Source organism: Pseudomonas abietaniphila (assembly GCF_900100795.1).
In the GTDB taxonomy this organism is placed as follows: Bacteria; Pseudomonadota; Gammaproteobacteria; order Pseudomonadales; family Pseudomonadaceae; genus Aquipseudomonas; species Aquipseudomonas abietaniphila.
Genome location: NZ_FNCO01000022.1, coordinates 77658 through 96350 on the forward strand (window position 1 = coordinate 77658; position 18693 = coordinate 96350).

The following is an 18693-nucleotide window of genomic DNA, read 5'->3' on the forward strand; positions in this document are numbered from 1 at the left end:
CGGGAGCGCCCTGAGTGAAGGGGCGCTCTCAATGCGGACATGAAAAAGATGAAGAGATGAATCAGGGCAAGGCGAACAGGGCAGGGCGGGTGCCCAGGCTTATTATTTTCGGGAACTCATCGATCGGTATCTGTGCCGAGCAGCGGCCCTCGTTGCAGTTCCAGGGAATGCCACTGTCGACCTGGCCGTTCTGGGGCTCGCGGGTATCGATGTACTGCACATTGCCGCGTAACACGCTGCTGGCGTCGACCCTGATCGATCTGGGCAAACCGGCCGTCCAGGCGACCATCACCTGATCCGACCCCCGGGCAAACCGCAACAGATACTGCGAGTCGATCTCGCGACTCTTCTCGGCGTCATACCGGAACTGATGCAGCGTCGGGCTGATGGCTTTCAGCGTCAGGTAAGCCTGCTTGATGCTCAGGTCCTGGTTGAGCAGACCAAAGTTCTGCTCGGGGTCGCTGTTGTCGGGGCCATCGTTGAGCAGACCGTTCCACCACATGCCTTTGATGTTCGGCATCGTCTGGGCCAGAAAGAAGCTGCGCGCCAGAAAGGCTGCCTGCGTCTTCTCGTCGCCGCCGCAGCGTCCTGTGTTGCTGGGCCAGCCCATTTCGGTCAGGTACAGCGGCACGTCCGTTTTGTTTTTGGTCTTCTCCTTGAGGTCTTCGTTGATCCGCCTGAGCCAGGCAATCCAGTTTTCCGGGGTGTTGCGTTCATCCGAGCGGCAATGCACATAAGGATGCAGCGACAAGCCGTCGACATGATTGAGGATTCCCGACTCGACCAGCCGATCGGCAAAGCCCAGGTCCATCCCTTGGCTGGTGACCGCACCCGCGAGGATCACCATCGGTCTCTGGTTACTGCGAATGCGCCGGGACGCTTCTTCGATCAGGACGCTGTAGTCCTTGGCAAACGCCGGGTCAACGGGGTTCTCCTTGTCCCATTCGTTCCAGATCTCATAGAAGTCCACGCTGTCGGTCAGCTGCTTGGTCACGAAGCTGACGTAGTTGCCGTAGGCCTCGCGCACATTGGGTTTTCGCGGTTTGGCGTAGTTGTCATAGAACGGGTTGCCGTAACCGAGCACCAGCAGCGGCCGTAAATGATGCTCCTGAGCCTTGCTCAAGTACGCCTGCCAGGCCGGTTCAATTCTCATCAAGCCTCGTCGGGGCTCGGCACTGGACCAGTAAGCGTCATCACGCACCGAATCCACGCCCGCCGCTTCGAGCAATTGCAAGGCCTTGGCCGACGTTGTGTTTTTGTTCATCAGGTGGGTATCGACCCCGATGATGAAGGTATCGTCGGCAATGCTTGCGCAGCTGATGAACCACCCCAGCAGCAGAAACGCAGAATGTCGTCGTAACCTCGTCAGGCGCTTGATGGGCATGGCTTGTCTCAATGAAGAGGCACGGTCCGGAGCGCATGCTCAGGTAGGTCTCGGGCCGTCGGCAAGTGGATCGGCATCGCGCGTAGGCAAGGCCGGGCGTCTTCAAACCGTGTGAGGCAAGGCCGGGTCGCGGTGCGCAATGTTGTCCAGCAATGTCTGGGCGAAGATGCTTTCGTAACTGTCGAGCATCAGCTCCAGATTCAGCAGCGCGGCGACACTGACACGCGCCTGACTGCTCAAGCGGGCCAGCAGGTCCGGTTGTTGATGCAGTCGAAGCATCGCGTGCCCCAGCGAGTCAGGATCATTCGGGCTGCAGAGCAAACCGTTGAGCGGGTCCTGGATGATTTCCGGCAACCCGCCCATGCGGCTGGCGATTACGGGTACCGAGTGCGCGCACGCCTCGACTGCGACCATACCGAACGGTTCATTCCAGAGGGATGGCACGATGGCGACATCGATCTGGCTGTAAAACGCTTCGGGTTTCTGGTAACCGACGAAACTGATGTTCGGCGATGTCGCCAGAGCCTTGAAGGCTGCTTCGTCGCTGGCCTGACCGCGGCCGGCAAGCTGCAGAGTGGCGTCAAACGGCAGACGCTGAAACTGTTCGATGAGCCAGCGTACGCCTTTCTGCTCGGACAGGGTGCCCATATATCCGAAACGCAAAGGCGCCTTTTTCATCGACGGATCGAGCTGGCGCTGCTTGCTCGGTGAGTTGCGCACCGCGGCATACGGGCTCGCGTTGTGCACCACATACCCTTTCGCCGCGCTGAAATAACCGCGCTTTTGCAGCTTGTCGAGAATGAACTGGCTGACCCCGACCACCGCCGAAACCTGTGCGGAGCGGGCGTCATGACCCTTGCGAAACGACTGGCAGCTGCTGCATTGCTGCTGGCAGCACTGACCGCGCTTGAACATGTTGCTGCTCGGGCACATCAGGTACATGTCGTGCAACACCTGCACGATCGGCAGTTCGGCAGCGGTGATCTCGTCCCACACCGACACTGACCAACCGGACAGGTTATGGCACACGACCAGTTGCGGTTGCTCGTCCTTGATCACTTGCTTTACGTACGAGCGCATCGCGCCGTTGTAGCGGTCGCGCAGGTGCCAGCCCAGGCGCGCCAGGCGTCCCGGCCGCTGTGCGCCGAAGTGCCAGTAGAAATTATGCAAACCGGCGCGGTACACCTTCACACCATTCACGGTGTCGGTGGCCAGCCCCGCGTCGGGACCGGTCACCAGCACGCTGACCTGGCAGCCGCGTTGTTGCAGGCCTTCGACGGTGCGCTGAAGAATGATCTCCGCGCCGCCGCCGACGTGAGGTGAATACAGGCTGCTGATGAACAGTATTTTCATAGTGGATACGACTGATTCAGACCCAGTACGCCGGACTCACCGTCACGGATGGCTTTTTCGATCAAACCCAGACGCTCTTCAGCGCCGCGCCGCTTGGCGATCAACCGCAACAGCCGGAAGAACACCCAGCGGTTGAGGCTGTACAGCAGCGACGAATTGGCCCAGATGTTCTTGTCGAACCAGGCCTGGTTGCGCGCGCCGTAGTAGGCCCGCAAGTCCGAACCGCCCAACAGGAAACTTTCGTAGATGTTGTTGGTGTGGGCCTTGATGTTCCAGGAGTTCTCCAGGTCATCGAGCACAGCGTCCGGAACCAGGAAAATCCGTCCGCCGCCTGCCGTGATGCGCCAGGTGTATTCGCTGTCGTCGGCGTAGAGCAGCAGCGCATCCAGCGGCAGGCCGATTCTGCGGTACAGGTTGCGGTGGGCAAGCAAGCCGCCATAGGTCGCGAAGGGCAGCTGCACCATCGGCAGTTTGCTCTGCGGGCTCTGCGGCGCGCCCCATGGCAGGCGACGCCAGACCTTGTAAGGCAGTTGCGCGATGTGGAAGCCAAAGAAGCTGGAACGCAATTGAATCGCAAAACGCTTCGGCACACCGGCGGCAATGTCGGCCTGATGCGTGGGACGAAAGCCCAGCACGGCGGCCTTGTCATCGCCGTCGATGATTTTGCGCTCTTCAAGCACCTTGTGCAGCGTGGCGATCGCGTTGATCGTCGGTGCGTTGTCATCGTCCATCAGCCAGATGTGTTCGGCGCCCGCATCCAGTGCGGCCTGAATGCCCACCGAGTAACCACGGGCCGATCCAGTGTTTTCATGCAGGTAGATGACGCTCACCTGGCCCGGCCAGGTGCGACGCAATGTTTCCAGCGGCGCGGTGGAGGCATTGCTGACGATGATCACACGGTCAATGAGCGGGCTCTCGAGCGATCGGCTGACCAGCGTGTGCAGGTAATTGAAACGATCACCATAGGTGAGCGTCACCAGCGTTGTCTTGTGGGTCATGGTGAGTTCCGGGCGAAAGGGGTTCAAGAGGCTGAAAGCGTCAGCCCCGAGGGAATCTGGAGTGCTGTTGAGGTAGTTCTGTAGGAGCGTGGCTTGTCCCGCGATCTGCCGGGCACCGGCAGTAAATCTTTGCATGCGGTGGATCAGACGAACCGCATTTACTGATTTTACGACGGGTTCCCCGCCGATCGCGGGACAAGCCTCGCTCCTACAGGTATCGCGGTGAGACGTCTGGATGCGCTCCAGGTGCCCGCAGGCATCAGATCAAGCCCGCGCTTCCATCCGCGACAGGCTGCTGACCGGCAAGGTCACTTTCTGTTCGCGTTGCAGCAGGTTGAGCAGGATCACGGCACGTTCATCACCGTCGGCCGCGAGGAAAATCGCCTCGACGTCGTTGAAGCCGTCTGCAGTGATTCGCACGGTGTCGCCGTGCTGAAAGGTCTCTTTGGGTGGCGGCGCGAGCAGGCGTTCACGGATCTGCTCGATCAGCGCGTCTTTTACCGGCACCGGCAAACCGCCGAAGGTCACGATACGCGCCACGCCCCGGGTGGAGCGGATCGGGTACCAGTTATCGTTGGTCTGGTCCATGCGGATGAACAGGTAGCCGGGGAACAACTCCTCCTCGGACGGGGCGCGGGAGCCGCGTTTCTTTTCGCCATGCTTGACCGGTCGGTAGCATTCGAAATGCTGACGCTGCAGGTGTTCCTGAGCACGGCCTTCCTGGCGAGGTTTGGTTTGAATCAGGTACCAGCGCGCTGGGCTGCTCGGGTTACTGTCGGCATGAGACATAATTCTTCACTCCACTGCAATGCGGTTCGACAGGGTTGAAACAGGCTCAGGGTGTTGCGTCAGTCTGGCCAGCACGCCGGGTTCGGCAGCGGGCGGGTGCTTGTCCAGTCGGTATTGGGTCAGCATCTGCTGGACCTGCTCGACGCAGTTGAACATCAGCACGTCGATGATGGACAGGTTGGCGACGAAAGGTTGCCTGAACTGCCGATACTCCACCGGATTCATCCGGAAAAACCTCACCAGTAAGCGGTTGCGCGCAAAGTGATCGCGGTCATACACCACCGATCCGCCCTCGGGCGTGATAAACGTCGTCGCCTCGAACGTATGCGCGATACGGATGATGCGCTCCTGTTTGTCGACAGGGCTGCCAAGAATCAGGTCAGAACTGCGCATGATCGGCGTGACGATGTGTAGATAAGCACACATTTCACGAATTGCATGTTCCGCGTACAGCGAGATGTTCGGTTGCGGGAAGTGGATCAGGCGTTCGACCAGCGGCATGACCTGAGCGAAATAGGGCGCTTCTTTATAACTCTCGGCAATCAGGCGAATCAGCCGTTCGGCCTCATCGCTGAAGTGATCGCACAGTTGCCGTTGATTGATCTGCAACTGAAAGCGGTCTTTCTTCAGCGGGAAGGTGATCAGCCGCGCTTCATCGTTATGCAGAATGCGATTGCGGTTGACCCAGCCGGACCGCACATATTGCAGATCGTCTCCCAGGACGAAGACGTCTGCAGCGGCGATGAGCTGAAAGTAACCCAGATAAGGAAAGAGATAGGGTTGCATCACTGCAATGGTCCTGGCCATCAATACGTCTCCTTTACTTCAGTGACTCACAGCGCGGTCATTTGCGAACCGTGGTGTAGTCGTAGCCATAGGCTGCGCAGTCATAGTCGGCGGTCGAGGCCTTGCGCAGGACGCCGTTGAAGATTGCACCCTTGATCAGGATGCCGTTGTGCAGCAGGCGGCGTTTGCACGCTTCGATTTCCTTGGCGGTGCTCAGCCCGAACCGGGTGACCAGCAGGCACGTACCGGATTGACGGCCCACCAGGGTGGCGTCGGTGACGGCCAGGATTGGCGGGGTGTCGACGATCACCAGGTCGTACAGCGGTGACAGGTCGGTGATCAACTTGTTGAAGTTGTCATGCATCAACAGCTCCGACGGGTTGGGCGCCGCGAATCCACAGGAAATGAAGTCCAGGTTGCGCACTTCGGTGTGGTTGATCACTTCCTTGCTCTTCAAACGGGCGGCCAGGGTGTCGGACAGACCGTGCTTGGGCGTCAGGTTGAACAGCTTGTGCAGGTAGCCTTTGCGCATGTCGGCGTCGATCAACAGCACGCGTTTGCCGGTCTGGGCAATGATCACCGCCAGGTTGCTGGAGACGAACGACTTGCCCACGCCCGGCGTCGGGCTGGAAATCATCAACACGTTGTTGCGGGCTTCGAGCATCGCGAAATGCAGGCTGGTGCGCAGACTGCGCAACGATTCGATCGCCAGCTCCGTTGGCGCGCTGACGCTGAGCAGGCGAGGTTCCTTGCTGCCACCGCGGCTCTGGCTTGCCTTGTCCATGCGTTCCTGCTGACGCGAATACGGCAGCGATGCGTAGACCGGCATGCCGAGGTTTTCAATGACGTCCGGGTTGTCCACACCGCGATAGAACGCCTGGCGGACGAACACGGTGGCCACGGCCAGCAGCAGACCGACGAGGGCGGCGACCAGCACGATGATTTTCTTCATCGGCTTGACCGGCTCTTCGACGTTGGCGTCGGCGTTGTCGATGATGCGCACGTTCCCGATGCTGCCGGCACGAAGAATGTCTTGCTCCTGGCTCTTGTCCAGCAACAGGGTGTAGGTCTGTGAGGTGACTTGCATGTCGCGAGTCAGGCGCAGCAGTTCCTGTTGGGTGGCGGGCAGGGTTTCGATTTTCTTCAGCAAGGCTGCTTTCTGGGCTTCCACCTGACTGATCTGAGTCATCAGGCCGCGATAGGTCGGGTGCTCAGGGGTGTACAGACGCTCGACGTCGACGCGCTTCATCTTCAGGTCAGACAGCGTGCCTTCCAGCTTGACCACCTGGTCCAGGACCGATTTGGTCTCCACGCTCAGGTCCACCGACTTGGCGCTGGTCTGGAAGTTGTTCAGGGCGATTTCCGACTGCTCCAGCTGCTTGCGCACGGCAGGCAGTTGCGAGCGCAGGAATTCCAGACGCTGGGCGGCTTCGGCCGAACTGCGCTCAACGTTCTGACGCACATACAGGCGGCTGACTTCATTGAGGATGCGTTTGGCCAATACAGGATCGGCGTCCTGAATTGACAGGTAAACGATCCCGGAGTCCTTGCCGGCTTCAATGATTTTCAGACGGTCCTGATAATCCAGCGCGGCGGTCAGGGTGCGCTGACGTATCACGGTAAACTCGGTGCCGGGACGGCCATTGAGCGCCGCGACCTGAATTTTCACGCCACTGCCTTCGACGGTTTGACCGACCGGGCCGCTGAGCAGCTTGTTGTGGTCTTCGTCATACAGACTGAAGCTGTCAGGCTTGTCCACGACCATGGTCAGCTTGTCGCCCAGCAGAGCGTCAGGCACTTCCAGCTGGAAGATGTCGATCTTCTCGCCCCCCCACGCGTAGCTGTCCAGACCCAGGAGGGGCGAGGCCAGTTCACCGTCGTGATCAGGCTTGAAGTGACGCGCCATGTAGGCGCCAATGCCCGGCACGTATTTGGGCTTCTGGATGATATTGAGCTTCAGATCGTCGACGACCTTGCCCAGCACCGCGCGGGATTTGATCAGCTCGATCTCGGTGGTCGCCTGGGACACCGACAGCGGCTTGGCGCTGATTTCGGTGCGGCCCTCGATGCCGATTTTCTTCGGCTCGATCTGAATCATCGCGTTGGCCTGAAAGATCGGTGTCGCGAGCACGGCGTAGGTCACGCCAATCAGGACGCAGACACCGATGATCGATGCAATCATTCCCTTGTGATCGAAAAGTGTGCGCAAGATAGTCGCCAAATCGATCCGGGAGTCCTGGACCTCGTCCAGGGAAGTACGGTTCATAGCGGTCATTTATCTTGGATCTCCTGACTGAAGATAAGGAAGCCAGTCGTCGACGCAACGCGAAAGCTGCTCGTAGGTCTGTTCAAAGGCTAGTTTCGGGCGCCGGTACGGGTCGGCTATTTCCAGTTCTTGTTGCCATTTGCCAATCAGAAACGTCTTGCCGCGCACCTCGGGGGCGAGCTTGAGCACGCTTTGGGTCTGGCGGTGCTCCATGAGCAGGATCAAGTCCGCGTCGTAGAGCATTTGCCGAACCACCTGTCGGCTCTTGTGCCGGTGTGCCTCGACACCGTTGACCTGCAACACGGCCCTGGCGAGTGGGTCCATGGTGGAGCTGAGCATGGCGTGGGTGCCTGCCGACGAAATCACGATGCGGTCGTTCTGCACGCGCTGTCGGAACATGGCTTCGGCCATGGGGCTGCGACAGATATTGCCGACGCAGACCACCAATACGTTACTGAACATGGCCTTTGTTAAGCGTCGTCATCAGTCTCTTGCCGATGTTGGTGCTGAAATTTCGCCCGACTTGCAACAGGGTCTGAACCTTGCGCTGAGGGGTGATCGCGGAGAGCGAGTAGCCGACCAGTTGCATCAGGAAGTACTCGTAGAGTTCATCGTTACCCAGGCGGTTGTAGTAGTTGGCCAGCGCGCCGGACGTCTGCAGGGCCATGTGCAGCTTTCGCTTGTTGGAACGCATGGAGAACACACCGCCCGGGTGCAGGCGATACATCGCAGGCTTGATCTCACCCATGAATTTGCCCTTGCCGTAGGCACCCAGCAGCGACCACCAGACCAGATCGTTCAAAGGCGCCGCAGCGAGTTCTTTGGGCAGTGAGTCGAAGACGTTGCGAAACACGGTGGTCAGCGTCGAGATCGGGCGCGCCTTCTGCAACCCCAGGGCCGTGGCGTCAGCGCGAAGCTCGTCTTGCAGCTGAATGCCGTATTGGCCGTTGGTGTCGAAGGAAATGGCGTCGTGGTACGTCAGGGCGTAATCGGGGTGGCTTTCGAGAAAGTCCACCTGGATTTGCAGCTTGCGCGGGTCGGTCCAGTAATCGTCGGCTTCGCAGTAAGCGATGTAGCGGCCACGGGCCTCGCCGAACAGGCGCGGTACCGATGGATTGCCTTGCGAATACTGGTTCGTCTCGTGATAGAAGGCGCGGATCAACGTCGGGTAGCGCTTGACGTAGTCGGCAATGATGCGGGCTGTTCCATCCGTGGAGGCGTCGTCGTTGACAAGGATCTCGAAGTCAAACGTCGTTTGCTGCATCAGAAAGCCTTCCAGCGTCTGAGCGACGTAGGCTTCCTGGTTGTAGGCTGGGCAGACGATGCTGACCAGGGGTGCGGCAGACGGCGAAGGGCTCGTCTTTTTGCTAGTAGCATCCATGGCTTAATACTCGTTTAGAGACTCGGTTTGCTGAACAGGACGGAAATCTTCGTCACCAGTGGCTTGTAGCTTGCTGCTACCACCATCAGCGTGATCAGGCCGCTGACGGCCAGACCCAAAAACGTGTTGATGCGGCTTTCACTGGCGATCATGCGTAACACAGGTTCGCTGATCGCCAGGCCCACGGCAGTCATCACGCTGATGCGGATGATGTCGCGCAGCCACAGGCTGTGAATGCCCGGCGCCAGGCGCTGGTGAACGATCATGGGCCAGATGGCGAACGACACCAGGCGCAAGACGAACCAGGCAATGGCAGCGCCAAAGGCGCCTTGGTAATGAATTGCCAGAAACATCGTTGGCAAAGTGATCACGGCTGAAACGACGCTGTACCAGATGTGCAACCGCATCTGCCCGTAGGCGTACTGCAAGTAGAACTGGAAGGCGCTGACCGCCATGATCGCGCTGCCCAGCGAATACCACGGCAACACCGAGCGGCTCCATTCGGCGGCGGGCTCGTCGCCGGACCACGCGTAGACCATCTCGTGAGCGTGCAAGGCAATCAGCGCCGCCAACGGAAACAGGAAGGTGCAGACAAAACGGTTGGCCGCGAGGAACAACGCGTGCATATCGTCGCGACGCCCCTCGGCCATCAGCACGGTCAGGCGCGGCAACAACGTCTGCGCCAAGGGATTGCTCAGCATCATGATGCCGGTGGTGATCAGCGCCACCAGCGAGAAGTAACCGTACTCGTTGAGCGGTAGCAGCTCCGACAGCAGAACCTTGTCGATCTGGGTCAGCACGATCCACATCACCGCCGTGCCCGACATGCTCGCTGCGAACGGGATGATCGGTTTGACCAGTTGCCAGTCGAAGCCGGTCAGCCAGGAGGGTGTCGGCATCTGTTGGTAGGCGCGGGCAGCGAAGATCACTGTTTCGACCACGCCCACCAGCACCTGAAACTCAAAAAACAGCACCGGGTCGCTGGAAATCGTGCTCACCAGAAACAACCCGCCGAAGTAGCGCAGGGTGGCGATGATGACGTTGGCGATGTTCAGCCAGGCGTGTTGTTCAAGGCCTTGAATCCCGCTTTTATAAAGCGTTGAGTACAGACGCAGCGCGATCACGATGCCCATCAGGCAGATGCATTCGATCAGCGTCTGTGTCGAGAGCTCCTTGGCATTGAGCCAGCGCACCGCGATCCAGTCGCTGCCCAGGTACATCGCGATGCAGCACAGGCTCGCCAGCGGCAGGAAGATGATTTCGAACGAACGCAGCAGGCGTCCCGAATGCCGGTCGGCGAGGTCGGCACCTTGTTGATGCGCCACCGCCCGGACCAGGCTTGGCGACAGACCCGCGTCCAGCAATTGCAGCCAGGCCTGCAGTACCGAGAAGAATCCGATCAGGCCGTACGCCTCGGCACCCATGTGGCCGAGGTAAAACGGCATGATCAGGATGCCCACCAGCAGCGTGTAGGCTTGTCCTGCATAGCTCAACGCAGTGTTGCGTATGACTGAGCGTTTGGTTTGCATGGGGTGTCCTTTCTCGCCAAAACGTATGCGTCTTCCCGGAACCGGGTACTAGATGACCTGTGCCAGGTTCGGTGTGCGATACGGCGCGCGGCCCAGACTGCATTCGGCGATCACGGTGTTGATCACGCGTTCCTGATCCTCCAGTTGCAGGCCCGGGTAGATCGGCAGGCACAGCACGCGTTCGCTCAAGGAGCGCGAGGCGGTTTGCGCCGCCTGCGGTTGCAGGTATTCCAGCGTGTCCAGCGATGGGTAGAAGTAACGGCGAGGATTGATGCCGTTGGTGTTCAGGGCGCTGCGCAGGCGCAACAACTGCTGTTCGTCGCTCAGGGCGATCGGGTAGTAGCTGTTGTTGAGCTGGCTGTTGTCTTCCGGCTTTTGCAGGTCGACGTAATCGCCCAGACGCGTGGTGTAGCGGTGAGCGATTTCCGCGCGCTGCTGAAGGATGTTCTCGATGTCGTCGAGGATGCACAGGCCCATTGCGGCCGAGAATTCGTTGAGCTTGGCGTTGATGCCGATGCCGTCGATCTTGTCGACGTCAACGATGCCGAAGTTGCACAGCAGGTGAACGCGACGTGCGAGCTCATCGTCATTGGTGATGATCGCGCCGCCTTCAATGGTGTGGAACAGCTTGGTTGCGTGAAAGCTCAACGTGCTGATGTCGCCCCAGTTCAGCACCGACTGCCCGGCGTGACGCACGGCGAAGGCATGGGCGCCGTCGTACACCACTTTAAGATTGCGACGGCGGGCGATTTCTTCGATGCGTTCTACGGCACAAGGGTTGCCGAACACGTGAGTGCCGACGATGGCCGTGGTGTCCGAGACGATGCGGCTTTCGATGTGCTCCGGCGAAATGTTCCAGGTCTGCGCGTCGATGTCAGCGAAGATCGGGCGAATGCCTTCCCACTGCAGTGAGCTGCTGGTGGCCACGAAGCTGAACGGCGTGGTCACCGCGCTGCCGCTCAGGCCCAGAGCGCGGTAGGCGACCTGAAGGGCGAGGGTGCCATTGTTGGTGAGGATGACGTGCTTGACGCCCAGATAGTCTTTGAGGCGCTGCTCCAATTCACACACCAACGGCCCATGGTTGGTCAGCCAGCCACGGGAATAGATGCCTTCGACGTAAGTCTTGAACTTGTCGATATCGCCCAGGTAGGTCTTGGTTACGTTGATCATCGAATTCTCCATTTCTGACGCAATGCTTAAGGCGTTCTGTGAGGCAGCCATGCTTTCGGGGCGGAAACGTGTGCGAACCGGGCTAGCTCTGTGTGGGAGCGGGTGGCTGGTTGCCGGCTTTGTTGCTCATCCGTCGTGCCCGCCCCTGGTTGATCCTGAGGATCAGGCGAGTCGCCAGACTTCCTGTATGTGGGTCACCGAAATGGAACAGCGCCGTCGCGCGCTTGACCTCCGGGCCGCACGGCTTGTTGGCGTGCAGGGTGCGATAGCCCCAGAAGAAGTAAACGTTGCCCGGCTCCAGGCGCAGGATGTAAGGCTTGAGCCAGTTGCGCTGCATGCCCTTGATGATCCAGCCCCGGGTGAAGGTGTTCTGCAGCAGCGCCTTCTCGAAAACGTTGAACAACACCCAGGCACGTACGCGACGAATATTGGGAAACAGCATCAGATCACCGCGCTCTTCACCTTCGGTCGGGATGAACACGGGAATAAGTGCGGTCACCAGGCTGGCGTCGTAGTGAAAGCTGTTGGATTCGCGTTTGCCTTGGTTGCCCTGGACGCAGCGCAGGACCGGGAAGATTCGGTCGCTGGGGGCGTCGGTCTGTGCCGCGTGCCTATAAAGGCCGGCGAGCAGCGACTTGAAGCGTGGGTCAGCCCAGTAGCTCGCCAGCAGGCTTTCCCCCAGCATCGCTTCGCCGTGATACGCAAAGTATTCGCCCTGATGTTTCTGCGCTTGCTCGTCAGTCCAGGTGCGTAACTGTTGCAGATCGGAATCAGTGACGGCACCGCTCAGTTTTGCAAAGCCGTTGGTATCGATTTCGTCAGCCAGGCGGAGTACCAGCTGCTCATCCATGTCGAATGATAGGGGCATTGCATCGCGTCCTCTTGACACGTGGGAAGGACACGGCAGGGTGATTCAGTGCCTCAGGCACGCTACCGCCCGAATCTGCAGATCCTGCCGTTCTTTTCGGAAGTGGACGGTGCCTGTCGAACGCTTGAACAGGATTGCCTTATCAAGTCGTTGGGCAAAGCTACCGCCCTACCGAGCACTTTCAGTAATTTTGAAAATTTTCTTACAGCCAACAATTGCCCACCGGCGCAGCAACGCACCGTTGTGTTCATTAACTTCGTTGGCAGGTACAGAGTGATGAAATCGCAATGTCTTCTGCGCGCAGCTCTGCGGCTACGCAGCTAACAACAAGAAAACAATGGACAGGCATATATATCGACGGCGGCGCAGTGTCTGTCAAATTATTTCGCCAACATTCTGTTAAATTTTTGATAAGCGGGAATTCTATCGATCTAACTCATTGATTTATATAGCAGTCAAAAAACCATCAGCGCCCTATCACGGTGCGCTGACGCTTTGTATGGCCTCCTGTGTAAGGGCCATGAGTCACGTAAAAATGACGGATTGGCATTTTTCCAACGCCAGAAAGCGGGCGCGGGTGGGGAGTATCGGTTTTATGGCGCTCATTAATTGAACGGGTAAGTTGAAGGGTTAAAGTTGAAAAGTGCCGAGCGCCCTAATGCATGTAATAAAGAAGCTGTCTCGTTTATGTTTTACCCAGTATTGGGGGGCTTTAATAAAACAATGAAGTCCTCGCGCAACTTTTAGTGAAGGTTTATGTCGTCGATTTTCGGGCGAGTACGAACCGTGCTGCTCGTCCTTTTAGTACCTGTCATCCATGACGTTCTGTACGAGGTTGCTCCTGAACGATGCGTCCGCCATTATCTGGCCGTTGTGACGCACACATTTCGGGTCAGGAGAGTCAATGAATACGCAGTCGAAAACCAATGGAGTGGTGGCGCAACGCCTGGCGCAGGCGCGCGCCCTGATGAGTCGCGAAGGTATCGATGCCTGGCTGGTGCCGTCGGCCGACCCTCATCTTTCCGAATACCTGCCAGGCTACTGGCAAGGCCGGCAGTGGCTGTCGGGTTTTCACGGTTCGGTGGGGACGTTGATCGTCACGCAAGACTTCGCCGGCGTCTGGGCCGACAGCCGTTACTGGGAGCAGGCGACCAAAGAACTGTCAGGAAGCGGGATCGAGCTGGTCAAACTGCAGCCTGGGCAACCCGGCCCGCTTGAATGGCTGGCCGAACAGGCGAAGGCCGACTCGGTGGTGGCCGTCGACGGTGCTGTGTTGGCGGTGGCGTCTTCGCGCACGCTGGCCAGCAATCTGTACGCGAAGGGCGCCAGGCTGCGCACGGACCTCGATCCGCTGACCGAACTGTGGGACGGTCGTCCGACGCTGCCGACCCAGGCTATTTACGAGCACGTGGCCCCGCAGGCTACCCAGCTGCGCAGCGACAAGCTGACCCGGTTGCGTGGGGTATTGGCCGAGCGCGGCGCCGACTGGCATTTCCTGGCGACACTGGATGACATCGGCTGGCTGTTCAACCTGCGCGGCGAAGATGTTTCCTATAACCCGGTGTTCATTTCCTTTGCGCTGATCGGCCCTGACAGCGTCAGCCTCTTTGTGGCCTCTGAAAAGGTGAACCCTGCATTGCGTAAAACGCTGGAGAGCGAAGGCATCACCTTGCGTGAGTACACCAGCATCGGCGCGGCGTTGCGCGAGGTCCCGCGTGAGGCGCGCCTGCTGGTCGATCCGGCACGGGTGACGTGCGGTCTGCTCGATTACCTGGACAGCGAAGTGACGCTGGTCGAAGGACTGAACCCGACGACGCTGTTCAAATCGCAGAAAAGCGCGGCGGATACCGCTCACATTCGTCAGGCCATGGAGCAGGACGGCGCCGCGTTGTGCGAATTCTTCGCCTGGTTGGAATCGGCACTGGGTCACGAACCCGTCAGCGAGCTGACCATTGACGAGAAGCTCAGTGCTGCACGGGCGAAGCGTCCGGGCTATGTCTCGCAGAGCTTCGCGACCATCGCCGGTTTCAACGGCAACGGTGCGATGCCGCACTATCGCGCGACGCAAGAGGAGCACTCACAGATCGAAGGCGACGGCCTTTTGCTCATCGACTCCGGCGGCCAGTATCTGGGCGGCACCACGGACATCACCCGCATGGTGCCGGTTGGCACACCGACCGCCGAGCAGAAGCGTGATTGCACCCGTGTGCTCAAAGGCGTGATCGCGTTGTCTCGCGCGCATTTCCCGCGCGGCATTCTTTCACCGTTGCTGGATGCTATCGCTCGTGCGCCGATCTGGGCCGAGGGCGTCAACTACGGTCACGGCACCGGCCATGGTGTGGGCTATTTCCTCAATGTGCATGAAGGCCCGCAGGTCATTGCCTATCAGGCACCGGCGACGCCGCAGACGGCGATGCAACCGGGAATGATCACCTCCATCGAGCCCGGCACGTATCGACCGGGGCAGTGGGGCGTTCGTATCGAAAACCTGGTGATCAATCAGGAGGCGGGCAAGACCGAATTTGGCGAGTTCCTCAAACTCGAAACGCTGACGCTGTGCCCGATCGACACCCGCTGCATCGAGGTGAGTGTGCTGACTCAAGAAGAGCGCGACTGGTTGAACGCTTATCACGCTGAGGTCAAAGCACGTTTGAGCCCGCTGCTGGAAGGTGCTCCGCTGGCATGGCTGAACACTCGCACGGCTGCTGTCTGATTGAGTCTCACGACATCGCCGCCTTGTGCGGCGATGTCGTGCCTTCCCCGCAACCTGGTATCAGGCGGTGAGCGCTTCCCTTACAAAGTCGACGCGATCCTGACCAAAGAACAGGTCGTTCCCGACAAACATGCTCGGCGCCCCGAAAATACCCCGCGCAACGGCCGCCTCGGTCGCTGCTTTCAGCGTTTCCTTTACCTGCGTGTCGTTGACCCAGCCGAACACCTGCGCAGGGTCGAAGCCACCTTCCTTTAATGTCGTACTCAGAACACCTGGATCGTTGAGATTGCGGGCGTCGATCCACATCGCCTTGAACGTCAGCTCGAGGAACTCAATGAACCGCTCCGGTTGCAGGCGCTGCACGGCAACGATGGCGCGCATCAGGTTCAGCGTATTGATCGGGAAATAGGGATTGAACACCAGCGGGACGCCATAGCGACTGGCAAAGCGGTCGAGATCGATAACCGAGTAACGCGCTTTGGCGGGGACCTCATTGGGGGAGGCGTTGCCCGTGGCCTTGAACACCCCGCCAAGCAGCATCGGTCGGAAGCTCAGTGTGCTGCCGGTTTCATCACAGACCTTTTGAAGCTGCGTGTACGCGAGGTAACTGGTCGGGCTGCCCACGTCGAAGTAGAACTCCACGGTTTTGCTCATCGCCGGCTTCCTTCTTCTATAGAGAGGTGAGGTTGTTATGGGTGATAGGGCGGGGGCCTCTCACCAGCGCTCATTCCATGGCCGCAGGTCCAGTTCAAAGGTCCAGGCGTCGCGCGGCTGACGGTGCAGGTACCAATAGTTTTCGGCGATGTGTTCGGGGTCGAGAATGCCGTCCTCAGACTTGAGCGCGTAACGCTCCGGGAATTGCGTTCGGATGAAATCCGTGTCGATCGCGCCATCGACCACGACATGCGCCACATGAATGTTCATGGGTCCGAGTTCACGCGCCATGCTCTGAGCGAGCGCGCGAATGCCATGTTTGGCACCTGCGAAGGCCGCGAAGTGTGATGCGCCTCGAAGGCCGGCGGTGGCACCGGTGAAAAGAATCGTGCCGCGTTTTCTGCTGGCCATTCGAATGGCCACTTCGCGAGCATTGAGAAAGCCCGAGAAGCAGGCCATTTCCCAGATCTTGAAATATTTCCGTGCGGTTTCTTCCAGAATGCTGCAAGGCACATTGGCGCCGATGTTGAACACAAAGGCCTCGATGGGCCCGATGTCATTCTCGATCTCTTCGATCAGGGCGACGACATCCTCCTCTTTGCGGGCGTCCGAGGCGAACCCGTGCGCCTCGCCGCCTGCCTGCCGAATGCTGTCCACCAGCGGCTGCAGCTTGTCGGCGCTGCGCCGAGTGACACACGCCACATAGCCTTCTCGGGCGAAGCGTCTGGCAATCGCTCCTCCCGTCGCATCGCCTGCACCGATGACCAGAACCACCTTTTTCTTGTTCGTATCGACGGTCATTGCATTTCCTTGTTCAAGCGGTCGTTTGCTTGAAGGACGTTAGGCTATGGGGCTTCAGGCGTCCACGGGGTGAACCGGCTAATGCATGTGATGATTCAGCCTTGGTCTGCAGGCATCGGGAACTCGGCCGCAGACGCCGGCTGGACAAGGGAGGGGGTAAGCGGCTCTGTGTGTGCAGGAAGGGGATAGGCGATAGGCACAACAATCCAGCCGTTGTTCTGCTGTGTCGGCAGAAGCAACGGACTGAGGACGCGGGATTAAGGCTTCTGCGGTTTCTTGCAGATGATGATCATGCTGCGGCTGGTATAGCCGGCGGGGTTCAGCCCCAATGGGAAATCACCGGGATCTTCTGCGGAGTCCCCTGATTTGGCAATGACCCGATACTGCTTCGACTCACAGGACTCGGTCGCCATTTCGTAGCATTTGTCCCAAGAAGACGAGAGTCCGGAGCAATTGATATGCAGGCCTCGTTTGCTCATGACTGGCTTGGCGTTGGCCGCGCACCCGGCGACGGTCAGCACTGCCATTATTATTAAAATGTACTTCATTCACTTCCTTACCTGACCGGAGTCATCCGCTCAGTCTCTAGCCTTGAATTCGCTCGCTTGCCTGAAGCCAACAGTCATGCCCGTCCGGGTGGTTCTCCGCAATGGAGGAGGGCTTGGGCGTAAACATGGCGCAACAGCGTTACAAATGCTAGTGACATCGTGTAACGAACGGAAAAAAGCAATCAGTCCGAGGGCATCAGAGCGGCGGGTTCCGGTCGCGTCGTCAGCGTAGCGCCTGCAGACGCTACGATAATCGCGCCGATGGCCAACCATTGGGTCAGCGTCAGGCTTTCGTGCAGAAACAGTAAACCTGAGACCGCCCCCACCGCGGGTTCCATGCTCATGAGTGTGCCGAACGTGCGAACCGGCATGCGAGTCAGTGCAACCATCTCCAAGGTATAGGGCAACGCTGTAGAGAGGATGGCCACCCCGATCGCCACAGGAATGAGAGAGGGGTCGAGCAAGGCGCCGCCCGCATGTGCAATGCCGATAGGCGCGATGAAGACCGCCGCGATCACTACACCGAGTGCTGCCGTCTGGACGCCGTGATCGGCCCCGGCCTTCTGTCCAAACAGGATGTACCCGGCCCAACACACTCCGGCACCTAGTGCATATAAGGCGCCGGTCAGGTCAAGGCTGTCTGCCTGACCCATGGGGATCAGCAATGCCAACCCTGTCACTGCGAGTACGATCCAGATGAAGTCGGTGATCTTGCGTGAGTGGAACAGGGCGACGGCCAGTGGCCCGGTGAACTCCAGAGCCACGCCGACGCCGAGAGGAATGGTGCGGATCGCCATATAGAAGAGGAAGTTCATCCCGCCCAAGGCGATGCCATATATAAGCACCGTGCGCAGGGAGCTGGCCGTGAAAGTCGTACGCCAGGGGCGAAGGATCAAGAGCATGAGAAGGCTGGCGAAGATAAGGCGCAAGGTCGTGGTGCCTTGAGCGCCTACGGCCGGGAAGAGTGACTTTGCCAAGGAGGCGCCTGTCTGTACTGACGCCATGGCGATTAACAGCATGCCAACGGGAAGGAGGGCCGAAATCAGGCTGCTTTGTTTTACGTTCATTGCTTTATAAGGATCCGCAGGCGGTGAGAGTCAGGAACAAAGGCCGCCATGATGCTCAAGAACGGCTTTCTGAGCAATATATTGCTCAACGTTCCTGTTTTAAGCTGAATTTGCCGAAAGTGAAATTAAGTGTTGACGCCCCTCTGAATGTCTCTATAATTCGCCCCACTTCCGGCGCAGACGAAACGGAAAACTCCTTGAGAATCAATGAGTTGGACGAAGTAAGCGGCGAGGAAGCGCTTCGGTTCAGATGCTTGAGTCGACAGCGGTGAGAAAGGAGTTGACAGCAGATTGTAACGCTGTAGAATTCGCCTCCCGCTGACGTGAGACGGTAAGTCGAACGAAGCGCAAGTGGTTGAAGTTGCAAAGGAAACTTTGAAAACTTC

General features: G+C 59.0%; 16 protein-coding genes. 1 reads left to right on the forward strand and 15 read right to left on the reverse strand.

Going from position 1 to position 18693, the window contains the following annotated elements; genetic code table 11:
- Positions 1-61 precede the first annotated feature (61 nt).
- The 11 genes from BLS87_RS29900 to BLS87_RS29950 all read right to left on the reverse strand — a co-directional run bounded on the left by BLS87_RS29900 (position 62) and on the right by BLS87_RS29950 (position 12524).
- A complete protein-coding gene (locus tag BLS87_RS29900) occupies positions 62-1384 on the reverse strand; it encodes a hypothetical protein (protein ID WP_074758500.1) in 1323 nt (440 codons plus the stop codon).
- A 102-nt stretch (positions 1385-1486) separates the two neighbouring features.
- A complete protein-coding gene (locus BLS87_RS29905) occupies positions 1487-2737 on the reverse strand; it encodes a glycosyltransferase family 4 protein (protein ID WP_074758502.1) in 1251 nt (416 codons plus the stop codon).
- The gene (locus BLS87_RS29910; protein WP_074758504.1) at positions 2734-3735 is read right to left on the reverse strand and encodes a glycosyltransferase; all 1002 of its coding nucleotides are present in this window, start codon (positions 3733-3735) and stop codon (positions 2734-2736) included. Before BLS87_RS29910 ends, BLS87_RS29905 begins: the two co-directional genes overlap by 4 nt.
- A 264-nt stretch (positions 3736-3999) precedes the next feature.
- Complete coding sequence (gene rfaH / locus BLS87_RS29915; RefSeq protein WP_074758506.1) at positions 4000-4524, reverse strand: transcription/translation regulatory transformer protein RfaH; 525 nt, start codon at positions 4522-4524, stop codon at positions 4000-4002.
- A gap of 6 nt (positions 4525-4530) precedes the next feature.
- A complete protein-coding gene (locus tag BLS87_RS29920) occupies positions 4531-5331 on the reverse strand; it encodes a WbqC family protein (RefSeq protein WP_074758508.1) in 801 nt (266 codons plus the stop codon).
- A gap of 37 nt (positions 5332-5368) precedes the next feature.
- Positions 5369-7585 carry a polysaccharide biosynthesis tyrosine autokinase gene (locus BLS87_RS29925; protein ID WP_074758510.1) on the reverse strand — a complete coding sequence of 739 codons (2217 nt, stop codon included), beginning with the start codon at positions 7583-7585 and terminating at the stop codon, positions 5369-5371.
- Positions 7586-8038 carry a low molecular weight protein-tyrosine-phosphatase gene (locus BLS87_RS29930; protein ID WP_074758512.1) on the reverse strand — a complete coding sequence of 151 codons (453 nt, stop codon included), beginning with the start codon at positions 8036-8038 and terminating at the stop codon, positions 7586-7588. It abuts the gene before it with no gap.
- Positions 8028-8957: a glycosyltransferase family 2 protein gene (locus BLS87_RS29935; RefSeq protein WP_074758514.1), complete on the reverse strand. Its 930-nt coding sequence runs from the start codon at positions 8955-8957 to the stop codon at positions 8028-8030. Before BLS87_RS29935 ends, BLS87_RS29930 begins: the two co-directional genes overlap by 11 nt.
- Before the next feature lie 14 nt (positions 8958-8971).
- Positions 8972-10486 (reverse strand): lipopolysaccharide biosynthesis protein, encoded by a 1515-nt coding sequence (locus BLS87_RS29940; protein WP_074758516.1) that lies wholly within the window; start codon positions 10484-10486, stop codon positions 8972-8974.
- Between the two features lie 48 nt (positions 10487-10534).
- Positions 10535-11656, reverse strand: coding sequence for a DegT/DnrJ/EryC1/StrS family aminotransferase (locus tag BLS87_RS29945; protein WP_074758518.1), 1122 nt, complete (start codon positions 11654-11656; stop codon positions 10535-10537).
- 82 nt (positions 11657-11738) lie between these two features.
- The gene (locus BLS87_RS29950) at positions 11739-12524 is read right to left on the reverse strand and encodes a hypothetical protein (protein ID WP_208605223.1); all 786 of its coding nucleotides are present in this window, start codon (positions 12522-12524) and stop codon (positions 11739-11741) included.
- Between the two features lie 904 nt (positions 12525-13428).
- Here BLS87_RS29950 and BLS87_RS29955 point away from each other — a divergent pair.
- Positions 13429-15237, forward strand: a complete 1809-nt coding sequence (locus tag BLS87_RS29955; protein ID WP_074758522.1) for an aminopeptidase P family protein — start codon at positions 13429-13431, stop codon at positions 15235-15237.
- 60 nt (positions 15238-15297) lie between these two features.
- On the opposite strand, the gene BLS87_RS29960 is transcribed toward BLS87_RS29955, so the two are convergent.
- From BLS87_RS29960 to rhtA, 4 genes are all read right to left on the reverse strand, one after another.
- The gene (locus tag BLS87_RS29960) at positions 15298-15891 is read right to left on the reverse strand and encodes a 2-hydroxychromene-2-carboxylate isomerase (RefSeq protein WP_074758524.1); all 594 of its coding nucleotides are present in this window, start codon (positions 15889-15891) and stop codon (positions 15298-15300) included.
- A 60-nt stretch (positions 15892-15951) separates the two neighbouring features.
- Positions 15952-16692, reverse strand: coding sequence for an SDR family oxidoreductase (locus BLS87_RS29965; RefSeq protein ID WP_074758526.1), 741 nt, complete (start codon positions 16690-16692; stop codon positions 15952-15954).
- Positions 16693-16949: 257 nt separating this feature from the next.
- Positions 16950-17240: a hypothetical protein gene (locus tag BLS87_RS29970; protein WP_074758528.1), complete on the reverse strand. Its 291-nt coding sequence runs from the start codon at positions 17238-17240 to the stop codon at positions 16950-16952.
- Between the two features lie 182 nt (positions 17241-17422).
- Positions 17423-18307, reverse strand: a complete 885-nt coding sequence (gene rhtA, locus BLS87_RS29975; RefSeq protein WP_074758530.1) for a threonine/homoserine exporter RhtA — start codon at positions 18305-18307, stop codon at positions 17423-17425.
- Positions 18308-18693: the final 386 nt, after the last annotated feature.

Bases quoted from the DNA above. Each gene is read 5' to 3' on its own strand.
- BLS87_RS29900 (WP_074758500.1), bottom strand. From the start codon at position 1,384: ATGCCCATCAAGCGCCTGACGAGGTTACGACGACATTCTGCGTTTCTG.
- BLS87_RS29905 (WP_074758502.1), bottom strand. From the start codon at position 2,737: ATGAAAATACTGTTCATCAGCAGCCTGTATTCACCTCACGTCGGCGGC.
- BLS87_RS29910 (WP_074758504.1), bottom strand. From the start codon at position 3,735: ATGACCCACAAGACAACGCTGGTGACGCTCACCTATGGTGATCGTTTC.
- rfaH (WP_074758506.1), bottom strand. From the start codon at position 4,524: ATGTCTCATGCCGACAGTAACCCGAGCAGCCCAGCGCGCTGGTACCTG.
- BLS87_RS29920 (WP_074758508.1), bottom strand. From the start codon at position 5,331: ATGGCCAGGACCATTGCAGTGATGCAACCCTATCTCTTTCCTTATCTG.
- BLS87_RS29925 (WP_074758510.1), bottom strand. From the start codon at position 7,585: ATGACCGCTATGAACCGTACTTCCCTGGACGAGGTCCAGGACTCCCGG.
- BLS87_RS29930 (WP_074758512.1), bottom strand. From the start codon at position 8,038: ATGTTCAGTAACGTATTGGTGGTCTGCGTCGGCAATATCTGTCGCAGC.
- BLS87_RS29935 (WP_074758514.1), bottom strand. From the start codon at position 8,957: ATGGATGCTACTAGCAAAAAGACGAGCCCTTCGCCGTCTGCCGCACCC.
- BLS87_RS29940 (WP_074758516.1), bottom strand. From the start codon at position 10,486: ATGCAAACCAAACGCTCAGTCATACGCAACACTGCGTTGAGCTATGCA.
- BLS87_RS29945 (WP_074758518.1), bottom strand. From the start codon at position 11,656: ATGATCAACGTAACCAAGACCTACCTGGGCGATATCGACAAGTTCAAG.
- BLS87_RS29950 (WP_208605223.1), bottom strand. From the start codon at position 12,524: ATGCCCCTATCATTCGACATGGATGAGCAGCTGGTACTCCGCCTGGCT.
- BLS87_RS29955 (WP_074758522.1), top strand. From the start codon at position 13,429: ATGAATACGCAGTCGAAAACCAATGGAGTGGTGGCGCAACGCCTGGCG.
- BLS87_RS29960 (WP_074758524.1), bottom strand. From the start codon at position 15,891: ATGAGCAAAACCGTGGAGTTCTACTTCGACGTGGGCAGCCCGACCAGT.
- BLS87_RS29965 (WP_074758526.1), bottom strand. From the start codon at position 16,692: ATGACCGTCGATACGAACAAGAAAAAGGTGGTTCTGGTCATCGGTGCA.
- BLS87_RS29970 (WP_074758528.1), bottom strand. From the start codon at position 17,240: ATGAAGTACATTTTAATAATAATGGCAGTGCTGACCGTCGCCGGGTGC.
- rhtA (WP_074758530.1), bottom strand. From the start codon at position 18,307: ATGAACGTAAAACAAAGCAGCCTGATTTCGGCCCTCCTTCCCGTTGGC.